Annotated in this window: 11 protein-coding genes; 10 read left to right on the forward strand and 1 reads right to left on the reverse strand. The window is 60.5% G+C overall.

What is annotated here, in order from left to right:
* Positions 1-3 precede the first annotated feature (3 nt).
* From NLU14_RS03200 to NLU14_RS03245, 10 genes are all read left to right on the forward strand, one after another.
* Entirely contained in the window at positions 4-2,040 is a 2,037-nt protein-coding gene (locus tag NLU14_RS03200; protein WP_275704709.1) for a tetratricopeptide repeat protein, read from the forward strand.
* The gene (locus NLU14_RS03205; RefSeq protein ID WP_275704710.1) at positions 2,033-4,900 is read left to right on the forward strand and encodes a tetratricopeptide repeat protein; all 2,868 of its coding nucleotides are present in this window, start codon (positions 2,033-2,035) and stop codon (positions 4,898-4,900) included. Before NLU14_RS03200 ends, NLU14_RS03205 begins: the two co-directional genes overlap by 8 nt.
* 22 nt (positions 4,901-4,922) lie before the next feature.
* Positions 4,923-5,486 carry a tetratricopeptide repeat protein gene (locus NLU14_RS03210; protein ID WP_275704711.1) on the forward strand — a complete coding sequence of 188 codons (564 nt, stop codon included), beginning with the start codon at positions 4,923-4,925 and terminating at the stop codon, positions 5,484-5,486.
* Positions 5,483-5,800 carry a hypothetical protein gene (locus NLU14_RS03215; protein WP_275704712.1) on the forward strand — a complete coding sequence of 106 codons (318 nt, stop codon included), beginning with the start codon at positions 5,483-5,485 and terminating at the stop codon, positions 5,798-5,800. The genes NLU14_RS03210 and NLU14_RS03215 overlap by 4 nt, the downstream gene beginning before the upstream one ends.
* Before the next feature lie 135 nt (positions 5,801-5,935).
* Positions 5,936-6,649, forward strand: coding sequence for a MotA/TolQ/ExbB proton channel family protein (locus NLU14_RS03220; protein ID WP_275704713.1), 714 nt, complete (start codon positions 5,936-5,938; stop codon positions 6,647-6,649).
* 24 nt (positions 6,650-6,673) lie between these two features.
* Positions 6,674-7,171 (forward strand): ExbD/TolR family protein, encoded by a 498-nt coding sequence (locus tag NLU14_RS03225; protein WP_275704714.1) that lies wholly within the window; start codon positions 6,674-6,676, stop codon positions 7,169-7,171.
* Positions 7,168-7,668 (forward strand): ExbD/TolR family protein, encoded by a 501-nt coding sequence (locus tag NLU14_RS03230; RefSeq protein ID WP_275704715.1) that lies wholly within the window; start codon positions 7,168-7,170, stop codon positions 7,666-7,668. The genes NLU14_RS03225 and NLU14_RS03230 overlap by 4 nt, the downstream gene beginning before the upstream one ends.
* Before the next feature lie 2 nt (positions 7,669-7,670).
* The gene (locus NLU14_RS03235) at positions 7,671-8,660 is read left to right on the forward strand and encodes an AgmX/PglI C-terminal domain-containing protein (protein ID WP_275704716.1); all 990 of its coding nucleotides are present in this window, start codon (positions 7,671-7,673) and stop codon (positions 8,658-8,660) included.
* A 129-nt stretch (positions 8,661-8,789) separates the two neighbouring features.
* On the forward strand, positions 8,790-9,041 hold the full coding sequence (locus tag NLU14_RS03240; protein WP_012137510.1) for a type II toxin-antitoxin system Phd/YefM family antitoxin: 252 nt from the start codon (positions 8,790-8,792) through the stop codon (positions 9,039-9,041).
* Positions 9,038-9,292, forward strand: coding sequence for a Txe/YoeB family addiction module toxin (locus NLU14_RS03245; RefSeq protein ID WP_148861232.1), 255 nt, complete (start codon positions 9,038-9,040; stop codon positions 9,290-9,292). The genes NLU14_RS03240 and NLU14_RS03245 overlap by 4 nt, the downstream gene beginning before the upstream one ends.
* Here NLU14_RS03245 and NLU14_RS23465 read toward each other — a convergent pair.
* Positions 9,289-9,534 carry a GFA family protein gene (locus NLU14_RS23465; RefSeq protein ID WP_476738647.1) on the reverse strand — a complete coding sequence of 82 codons (246 nt, stop codon included), beginning with the start codon at positions 9,532-9,534 and terminating at the stop codon, positions 9,289-9,291. The two genes, NLU14_RS03245 and NLU14_RS23465, sit on opposite strands and share 4 nt — an antisense overlap.
* Positions 9,535-9,623 lie beyond the last annotated feature (89 nt).

Below are 9,623 nucleotides of genomic sequence, written 5' to 3' on the forward strand. Positions count from 1 at the left end.
TCCGTGATTGAGTGGCTGAACCGAAAGACTGCAGGTACACCGGCCGGGCTGTGTCTGGCCAGTGCACTCGCCGCGCTGCTTCACGGCCCGGTGGCCGTGAGTGACGAATTGCCGCAGCGCGCGGCTGATCCTGCCTATGGTATGGCCCTCTACGAGTATTACCAGGGCAACGCCTTCAAGGCGCTGACTCGTCTGAACGTGGCCGCGGCTGAAGGTGGCATCGATGGCCATGGCGATCATCCTGCGTTGGTGGAAGGCGGCCTGATGCTGTCCTACGGCATGACCCACGAAGCCGGAGCGCTTTTCCAGGAACTGCTGGACGAGGACGCAGCCGTCGCGCCGGGCACCCGCAACCAGGCCTGGTTTTACCTGGGCAAAGTGTTCTACCTGGAGCAGGACCGTGTCGCCGCTCGGGATGCCCTTGAGCGGGTGGATGAGGAACTGCTGGAGGACGAAGACAACGAGCTCTACAACGAGTGGCTGTACCTTCGCGGCCAACTGGTCCTGGCCGGAACCGCTGCGACGGACGGAGAAGCCGTTGATGAACTGATCGAAGCGCTGCCTGAGAGCTCTCCCTGGCGCGCCTACCTGCATTACAACCAGGCGGTTGGCCGGCTGGCGGAAGGCCAGACCGAAGAAGCGATGGCCGACCTGACCAGCCTCGATGATCTGCTTGCGGAACTGCCTGAACTCGAGCCACCGCTGTCCGATGAGATGTCTGCGCTCCGCGAACGGGTAAAACTTTCCCTGGGCCGGCTTCACCTGAGCCGGGGCGATTTCGCGGGCGCCATGGCCAGCCTTGAGCAGATAGCCCTGGATGGTGTGTTTTCCGATCAGGCCCTGTTTGATTACGCGGTTGCCGCCTCCCGCGAGGACAAAGCGGGTCTGGCATTGCAAGCGCTGAATACCCTCCAGCAACGCCCCCTGTTCACACCCTGGCTGCAGCAGGTGCCCTACGCCCGCGGCTTCCTGTTCGAGCAGATGGAGCGCAAACAACAGGCCTTGCAGGCCTATCGTGAGGCTGCCAGCCATTACCAGGCATTGAGCGCCCAACTTTTAAACGAGCGGGAGCAGCTAACCGAAGCGCGCCTGATTGAGGCCCTGCGTTTCGTCCGCGAGGGTGACCGTCCCGGGCAGGGCGGGGCGATGGACCCGGCGCTGACACGTCCGCAACCGGGCGAGTCGACGGTGCTCACCGATGCTTATGGGCGGGTGGAAGTCAGGCCAGGGGATTACAGCCTGGCCGGGTTGCTGGCGACCGAACCCTTTCAGCTATCCCTGCGGGACCTGCATGAACTCTACCGGTTGCGGGATTCACTCCGCCAATGGCAAAAACAACTGGACTCCTTCGATATCATGCTGGAAACCCGCGCCCAACAGCGGGAACAACGCATTCGAGAGACCCGTGAGGCGCTCGACGAGCTCAACGCCGACCAATGGCTGGCGCAACAGGCGCAGTACCGGCGCGAGATCGAAGCCGCCCTGGCGCGGGAGGACCTCCAGTTCTTCATGACACAGCAGCAGCACGAACTGGCGGACCGGCTGGCGCAGGTGGAGCAAACCCTGTCGCAACTGCCGGATGACGAATCCACCCGCAAGCAGCGCCAGACCTTCCAGCGCATGAAAGCCTACTTCAACTGGCGCATTGCCGATGACTACGCCGTGAACCGCTGGGCCGCTGAAAAGCAGCTGCGGGAACTGGACCAGGCGATGGAGGTGTTTGTTGACCAGCGGGCGCTGATCGAACAGGAAATGGCCTCCGGCGGGGAAAACCAGGCACTGGCCGCCCGGGTAGCCGCCCGCCGGACGGCCCTGGAGCAATTGCAGGGTGAGGTGGATAAAGCTCTCTCTGCCGCGCGCAGCGAACTGCTGGCCCTGGTTGACGACGAACTCCAGCACCAGAGCGGACAGGTACGGGGCTATCTCCGGGCTAGCCGTCATGCGGCAGCCAGGCTGGCGGACGACCTGTTTCTGGGAAGCACCGGCCCTGCGACGTCTTCGGCCGCTCCGGCTGCGGAAGCGGGAGGTGACCGTGACTGATCCGGTTATCCGCAGGGGCGCGAGTGCCCTGTTACCCTTACTTTTCGCAGGCCTTCTCGGTGGCTGCCAGTCGCTCTCCATGCCCGATGTGTTTGCCGGGGCCGATGACAGGCAACCGCAGCCAGGAACACTGGCCACCCTTGAAGCCATCGAGCCCAGGCCGGAACCCCGGGGCGAGGCTGGAGATGTGTCCCTGGGCGAGGTAATGGACAGTTACCGTGCCTTGCTGCCCCTGCTGGAAGATCCTGCGAAGCAGGTTGCAGTGCGTCACCGGCTGGCGGACCTGGAGTTCCAGCGCGCGGAAAACAAGATGGTTGAAACCGCCGAGGACGAGATGGCCGGGGCCATTGAGGCCTACGGACAACTGCTGGTGGAGTATCCGGATCGCCCCGGTAACGATCAGGTTCTGTACCAGCTGGCCCGGGCCTATGATCTGCGGGGCATGAGCGAAGAGCACCTGGCCACGCTGACCACCCTGGTCAACGAGCATCCGGACTCGAAATTCTGGGTCGAGGCCCAGTTCCGGCGCGGTGACCTGCTGTTCAGCAACCGCCGTTACGCTGAGGCTGAGCAGGCCTTCCGCACGGTGATTGACGCCGACCCGGCAAGGAGGGACGACGCCTCGTTCCTGGTCAACGCCCACTACATGCTGGGCTGGAGCCAGTTCAAGCAGAGTGACTACCGGGAGGCGCTGTTCAGCTACATCAACGTACTGGACCTGGTGATGCCCGAGGAGCAGGACGTGGCATCGGTGGGGCAGGAATACCGCACCATGATGGAAGACCTGTTCCGGGTGTTCGGCCTGTCACTGTCCTACCTGGACGGCGCGGACACGCTGCAGGCGATCTTCCGTGAGACCGGCGAGAAACCCTACGAAATCCTGGTATACGACCGTTACAGCGAGCTGTTGCTCGAGCGGGAGCAATACACGGACGCCATTGACGTGTTCGAGCGCTACATTGATGCCCGGCCGCTCAGCCCATGGGCACCCCGCTATCAAATGCGCATCATCGATACCCTGGCACAGGCCGGCTTCACCGCCGACATACCGGAGCGTAAGGCGGCGTTCGTTCAGGGTTACGGCATTCACAGCGCCTACCTGCAACAGGCCGATGACGAGACAGCCTTCTATATCCAGCAACAACTGGAAGAGCTGATTCCGGAGCTGGCCAACCGCCACTATGTACTGGCGGGCGAGACTGAAGACGTGGAATCAGAGGACCACTATCGCCAGGCGGCGGTTTACTACGAGGCCTTCGCGGATACCTTCCCGGCCCACCCCCGCACGCCGGAGATGCTGTTCCTGCTGGGTGAAACCCATGTTGAACTGGCCCAGTGGCCGGAAGCCATCGACGCCTTTGAACGGGTGGCCTACGACTTCCCCTGGGAGGGTGAACCACCCGAGCGCGCCGCCGAGGCCGGTTACGCATCGGTGCTGGCTTTCCGGGAATACGCCAAAACCTGGCCCCGTGAGCCGGTTGAAACCTATAACGACTACGCTGAATTCCAGCAGCTGAACCGTCAGCGATTCGTGAACGCCTTTCCCGACGACCCTCGTTCGGAAGAGGTGCTCTACATTGCCATGCAGCACGAATTCGAGCGATATCGCTATGCGCAGGTGGTGGACATGGCGGACCGCATGATCGCCCGCGTTCCCGCCCCAGGGGCAGAGATACTCACCGAAACCGGGTTGCTGAAAGCCCACAGCCTGTTTGAACTGGGCCGCTACGCCGAGGCGGAAACCACCTACCAACAGACGCTGCGGGTTATGGCGGAAACCGACGAACGGCGGCCGGATGTTATTGAAAGCCTTGCAGCTTCTGTTTTCCGCCAGGCGGAAGCCCTGGCGGATGCTGGCGACACCGCGGGGGCGGTTAGTGAGTTCCTGCGCGTGGGCGTGGTTGCGCCCACCTCGGCCCTGAGGGCCAATGCTGAATATGACGCCGCCACCCTGCTGATCGAGCTGGCCCACTGGCAGGATGCCATCGACGTGATGATGGCGTTCCGGTCCCGCTATCCCAACCACGAGCAGATCGATACCCTGCCGGCGCGGCTGGCACTGGCCTATCGTGAGACAGAGCAGTGGGAGAAAGCCGGGGACGAGCTGAACAACCTGATTGCCATGGCAACCACGGACGAAGAGAAGCGCGAGAACCTGCTGATCGCCGCGGACCTGTACGAGCGCGCGGGCAACACCAACAAGGCCATCGACACCTGGCGGCGATACGCCAATACCTACCCGGAACCACGGGATGTCTACATGGAGGCCGCCAACAGCCTGGCCGGCCTCTACCACGGGATCGGCGACGACAGCAGCCGCCGTTTCTGGCTGCGGAAGCAAATGGACACCGTGGACACATACCCCGACGAGGCGGATGACCGCATGCGTTACCTGGCGGCCGAGGCCTCTGCGATCCTGGCCCGGGAAGCGCTGGCGTATTACGACAGCATTCGCCTGACATTACCCCTCAACCAGAGCATGGCGGCCAAGACCGAGGCGCTGGAAGAGGCCGTCGCCGCCTACCAGAAAACCGCGAGCTATGGCGCGTCTTCCTTCTCCACCGAGGCCGGCTACCAGATTGCCCACATCTACGCGCGCCTCGGGCGCGACCTGATGGACTCCGAACGGCCGGAAGGGTTGTCGGAGCTGGAACTAACCCAGTACGAACTGTTGCTGGAAGAGCAGGCCTATCCGTTTGAAGACAACGCCATCGATATCCACGAACAGAACGCCAGCCGCGCCCGCAACGGCATTTTCGACGAATGGGTACAGCGCAGTTACGAGGCCCTGAAAACCCTGCTGCCGGGCCGTTACAACAAACCTGAAATCACTGTAGAGGTTGTCGATGAGCTGGGCTAGGTCATTCCAGGGGTGGGCTCGAGTGGCATTGCTGCTAGTGGTAGCACTGGTGGCCGGTTGTGCCTCCTCGCCCAAAACCGACCCGGCAGACATGGCGGAGGAAGAGCGCGAAGCCCGTGAGGCCGAGTTAACGCAGGATTTCAGCGAGGCGGTTGCCTTACTCAGGGGAGGGGATACCGACAACGCGCGGGATCTGTTCGAGCAGATACACCAGGCCGACCCCGAGCGAACCGGCCCCCTGGCCAACCTTGGCATTATCGCCCAGCAAGAGGGCAATATCGAGGAAGCGGAAGGGTATTTCAGGCAGGTGATCGAGCGCGATCCACAACACAGTTCAGCGCTGACACACCTCGGGGTGATGGCCCGCGAGCAGGGCGAATTCGAGCAGGCGGAAACCCTGTACCGGAAGGCCCTGGAAGCCGACCCGAGCCATATGCCGGCGATGCTGAACCTGGCGATCCTGCTGGATATCTACCTGGGCAGGCTGGAGGAAGCGTTGTCTCTCTATGAACAATACCAGTCGGAGGCGGAGGAGCCGAATCCGCGCCTCAAGGACTGGATCTTCGATGTCAGGAACCGGTTATGACCATCAGGAAACGACTACTCGGCCTGTTGCTGGTGATCATCGCGTTTCCCTGCGTTGCGCAGGACGGTGTCGTGACCATCGAAGGCACACGAATCCGCGGCGACCAGGAAGTGCCGACGGTGCTTTACCTGGTGCCCTGGCAGCCTCCCGCCGTGCAGTCGTTGGCCCGGCCGGACGAGCAGTTGATGCTCCAGCGCCCTATCGCGCCCCTGGAGCGACAGGAATTCCAGCGACTGGTGTCCTATCATCAGTATTTCCGCGCCTCCGTGGAAGATGGCAAGGCCTCCGGCGCCACCGATGCAACACCGGAATGAGAGCTGCGTCACACGTTGTTTGTGCACATACGCATGTAAAAACAAACCGCTACAAAGACTTGCGCGAACTTACCCCTGCTGGGTCGGTTGCCGCATACACTAGCCAGCAAACACGGACTATGGAGTGCCCTGAAAATGATTGAAACCGCCGTTCGCTTCTTCCAGGAAGGTGGCTTTTTCATGTATCCGATTGCCATCGTGCTGATTATCGGACTCATCGTTGCCGCCGAACGTTACATCTACCTGTCTGCCCAGAAGATCACCAATCGCCGGGATTTCAACCGGTTGCACCACATGATTGGTGGCAAGGATCTCAAGGGCGCACTGAACTACGCATCCGAGTCCGGCAGTGCCATGGCTTCCATGATCGGCTTTGGCCTCCAGCGCCTGGCCCGTCGCCAGTCCCGTGAAGAAATTGAGTACGCCATGGAAGAGGGGCTGCTGGAAGTCATGCCCCGCCTCGAGAAGCGCACCCAGTACCTGTCCACCCTGGCTAACATTTCCACGCTGATGGGCCTGCTCGGCACCATCATCGGCCTGATTGCTGCGTTTACAGCGGTGGCTGCTGCGGACCCGTCGCAAAAGGCGAGCCTGCTGTCCCAGAGTATCTCCGTGGCGATGAACACCACCGCCTTTGGCCTGATGTCTGCGATCCCGCTGTTGCTGATCCACTCCGTGCTCCAGACCAAGACCAACGAAATCATCGACAGCTTCGAGATGGCCGGCATCAAGGTGCTGAACCTGATCACCGACGGCACCGGCGCAAGGCCCCAGGCATCGGCTTCCGCCGCTGCCCGTCCGGCAGAGCCTGCTTCCCGGGCAGCCAACCCCGCCGGTTCAGTGGCGTAACGGTTCAATCAGGGAGCTAGAGCCATGAGGCGTAAGCATCGTCGGCTTCGCAGCGAAGCGGACCTGGATATCACACCGTTCATGAACCTGATGATCGTGCTGGTGCCGGTCCTGCTGCTGAATATGGTGTTTGCACACACCAGCGTGCTGGAACTGAATTTTCCGGACGTGGACAGCAGTTCCGTTGAAGAACAGAAAGAGCTTCAGCTACAGGTCGTTATCTTCGAAGACCAGCTCGTGGTTTCCGATAATCAGGGCGGCGTGATCAAGGCCATCGCCAATCGCGAGGCAGCCCACGATTTCGAGATGCTGGGCAAGGTCATGAAGGAACTCAAGGGCAGGCTGCCAGATAAGCGCAATATCATCATCATGCCCTCCAGCGATACCTCCTACCAGACCCTGGTATCGGTAATGGACAGGGTTCGCTCCTACGAGGCGGTCGTTGCAGGTGATGTGGTCGAGGCCGAGCTGTTTCCCGAGATCTCACTGGGCGACGCACCCAAGAGGGCCGAACAGTCATGAAAGAGTCTGCGAAAGCCAAACGCCTGAAGCGTCATCACCGTCGGGGCAAGCAACAGGGCAAACTGAACCTGGTGTCGCTGATGGATATTTTCACCATTCTGGTGTTCTTCCTGATGGTGAACTCCTCTTCCGATGTGCAGGTGCTGAACCAGGACAACGCCATCAAGCTGCCGGATTCCAGCGCCCAGCAGCCCCCGGGCGATGTGCTCGCGCTGACAGTGACAGACAATGATATCCTGGTGAACGGCCGTGTTGTGATGAAACGTGAGGCCCTGCAGGCGTTCAGCGGTCAGGTTGAGCCGGCACTGAAGGAAGAGCTGGATTACCAGGCTAGCCGGTCCCGTTCTCCGGCCCCGGACACCGGGCGCCCGATTACTATCCTGGCTGACCGTGAATTGCCCTACGAGCTGCTGAAGAAAATCATGTCCACCTGTGTGGATGCGGGCTATGCCAGTATTTCACTGGCTGTAAACCAGAAAACAGAGCAGGGAGCCTAGTTGTGGCAGAGCATCGTCAGGGATTGCCCTGGAATCAGGAGGCTGGAGAACGCAGGCGCCTGTTTGCGGTTGCCAGCCTTGTGGTGCCGCTGTTCCTTGTGGCGGCCGTGTACATCACCTGGGTTGAGTTGCCGGAGCAGGACCGCAAGGAGCGGGAAGCGTTGCCGCCGCAACTGGCCAAGCTGATTGTCGAGAAGCAGGAACCGCCACCACCCCCGGAATTGAAAACGCCGGAACCCGAACCTGAACAAGAGAAACCGGAAGAACAACCGGTTGCCGAGCCCGAACCCCAGGTCCAGCCGCCAGCACCGGAGCCCGAGCCTGAGCCCGAACCGGAACCCCAAGTGGCCGAGAAGCCGGAGCCAACACAGCAGGACGTCGAGAAAGCCCGGGAAAAGGCAAAGAACACCGGTATTCTCGCCATGGGCGATGAATTGTCCAAACTGAGCGCCCTGGGTAAATCCGTCAAACTGGACACACCGGCCACGGTGACAACGGCGGAGCCCATCGCCCGCAAGACTGGCGATACCCTGGCCCAGAAGGCCAACACCGGCCGCAGCTCCGGCGTGGATGAATCCAACCTGACCCGCGAAACCCGCGAGGTCGCCCTGGCGGAACGGCAACGGGCCCAGGTGGAGGAAGCCGAAGAAGTGGTCGCACAGGCGAAAGCCGCCGAGCGTGAGCAACAGGCCGCTGCCAGCAAGCGCAGCCGCGAAGAGCTCCGCCGCACCATGGACGCCAACAAATCGGCCATCTACAGCATCTACAACCGCGAACTGCGCCGCAAACCCTCACTGCAGGGCAGCGTGACGCCGGAACTGGTGATTGAAGAGAGTGGGGCGGTCTCAAGCTGTTCGGTGGTGGAATCCACCCTGAACGAGCCGGCCCTGGAAAAGAAAATCTGTAACCGCCTGCGGTTGGTGGATTTCGGCGCCCGCCCGGGTGTCGACAGGACGACTATTCGCTATCCGATTGAACTGCTGTCTGGCTGAATGCGCATCTATTAAGTAAGAACCCGGCCGCTAAGAGCGGCTGGTCATACATCTTTCTGGGCTTGCTTGTTAGATCTCTTTGCGTACGGTATTCTGTACAGGTATAACATCCTGTACAGGAGCAACCTTATGGATGCCATCAGCTACACAGCCGCTAGAACCAATCTGGCAAAAACCATGGAGCAGGTCTGTGAAGACCATTCTCCCGTGATCATCACCCGGAGCAAGTCGCAGTCCGTAGTCATGATCTCTCTTGAGGACTACGAGGCGCTGCAAGAGACCGCCTACCTCCTGCGCGCACCAAAGAACGCCCGTCGTTTGCTGGAATCCGTTGCGGAGCTGGAGCAAGGCGGTGGTCAAGAAAAGGAACTTCTTGAATGAAACTCATCTTCTCCGAGAACGCCTGGGAAGACTATTTGTACTGGCAGAAAACCGACAAAAAGATCCTTAACCGAATCAACAAGTTGATCAAAGAAACCACGCGAGAACCGTTCGAAGGTGTCGGCAAACCCGAGCCTCTCAAACACAGCCTCGCAGGTTACTGGTCCCGCCGAATCAACGAAGAACACCGCATCGTTTACAAGGTCACGGATGACGCCTTGCTTATTGCCCAGCTTCGGTATCACTACTAATTTACCGCTTGCATCATGCGCGACCTGAAAGGGGCTAGGTGTTCAGCCGTTTTGGTATTGAACTGATAGAGGGTCAGATTCTCTGCACCTTGCAGAATCCTGAAAGCGGATAGCGGAACCGAGGTCACGACAGCGTCACGACGTGCGCACATTGAGCAATTGCAGCGGCTCAAATCTTCAAAACCGTTGGGAAGACCAACTTCGAACTGGACGCTGCCGCAATGGCAGGCGCCCCAGGTCAAACCTCGTACGTCGGTAATCCCCCCGAAAAAAAGCGGTTTTCAAAAGTAGAATTTTCCGTAAGCTAAACGCAGGGAGATTCTGCATGAAG

Origin of the sequence: Marinobacter iranensis (assembly GCF_029207565.1) — a bacterium.
GTDB lineage: Bacteria > Pseudomonadota > Gammaproteobacteria > Pseudomonadales > Oleiphilaceae > Marinobacter > Marinobacter iranensis.